Consider the following 594-nt stretch of genomic DNA (forward strand, 5'->3'; position numbering starts at 1 on the left):
CCTGGATTCTTACATCCCAGAACCAGAGCGTGCGATTGACAAGCCATTCCTGCTGCCAATCGAAGACGTATTCTCCATCTCCGGTCGTGGTACCGTTGTTACCGGTCGTGTAGAGCGCGGTATCATCAAAGTTGGTGAAGAAGTTGAAATCGTTGGTATCAAAGAGACTGCGAAGTCTACCTGTACTGGCGTTGAAATGTTCCGCAAACTGCTGGACGAAGGCCGTGCTGGTGAGAACGTTGGTGTTCTGCTGCGTGGTATCAAACGTGAAGAAATCGAACGTGGTCAGGTTCTGGCGAAGCCAGGCTCAATCAAGCCACACACCAAGTTCGAATCTGAAGTGTACATTCTGTCCAAAGACGAAGGCGGCCGTCATACTCCGTTCTTCAAAGGCTACCGTCCACAGTTCTACTTCCGTACAACTGACGTGACCGGTACCATCGAACTGCCAGAAGGCGTAGAGATGGTAATGCCAGGCGACAACATCAAGATGGTTGTGACTCTGATCCACCCAATCGCGATGGACGACGGTCTGCGTTTCGCAATCCGTGAAGGCGGCCGTACCGTTGGCGCGGGCGTTGTTGCTAAAGTTCT

1 protein-coding gene is annotated in these 594 nt (G+C 52.2%); it reads left to right on the forward strand.

Annotated features, from left to right (window positions below):
* On the forward strand, positions 1 to 594 hold a 594-nt coding region (locus ACOTZD_RS22865), incomplete at both ends, for an EF-Tu/IF-2/RF-3 family GTPase (protein WP_045135604.1).

The sequence above is a fragment of the Enterobacter cloacae complex sp. SHL022 genome, from assembly GCF_049237785.1.
Taxonomy (GTDB): Bacteria; Pseudomonadota; Gammaproteobacteria; order Enterobacterales; family Enterobacteriaceae; genus Enterobacter; species Enterobacter hormaechei_C.